This is a genomic window from uncultured Maribacter sp. (genome assembly GCF_947495965.1).
GTDB lineage: Bacteria > Bacteroidota > Bacteroidia > Flavobacteriales > Flavobacteriaceae > Maribacter_B.
Window position 1 is genome coordinate 1 of sequence record NZ_CANMBB010000027.1, and the last position, 589, is coordinate 589.

Below are 589 nucleotides of genomic sequence, written 5' to 3' on the forward strand. Positions count from 1 at the left end.
TTGTTGGGTCTAATTCTATGGTATTATCAAAAGGATAAACACCTGGGTCACCAGCACCACTAATAGAAGCACCATAATTATATGCTGCAGTTCCTCCAGTAGCTTGTACGGTTACAATGGCATTTGTTTCGATACAATTAGCATTTACATTGCTTACTAAAGATAGAGCTAAAGCTTCTGGTGCATCTATAGTAACAGTATTAGAGGTATCGTCACAGAAAGGAGAATCTGTTGCGGTTATTTCTACATAGTAAATTCCAGCAGCAAGACCATTTAAAGTTCTTGGATTAACAGAAGTATCAGTGTTAACAATTCCGCCAACGGCAGTTGCAGTATTATCAAATATTTGGTAAGAGTAATTACCAGTATAATTATTTATTTGAATACTCATCTCTCCATTAGAACTATCGCTACAAGTAGCATCACTTACAAGTGCCGCTGTTACTTCTATTAAATCATATGGAGCAATTTCATACGGAGCTGTAAGCACATAACATCCAGTGTTTGTGTCCGTAATTCTAAAAGTATAGCTACCCACTTGCGTTAAGTTAAATTCAGCTGTAACATTAGTAGGAGTTGCTGTTAAAGT

1 protein-coding gene is annotated in these 589 nt (G+C 36.3%); it reads right to left on the reverse strand.

The features are described from left to right. Positions 1 to 589: hypothetical protein (locus Q0820_RS16905; RefSeq protein WP_298489474.1), on the reverse strand; the 589-nt coding region annotated here is incomplete at both ends.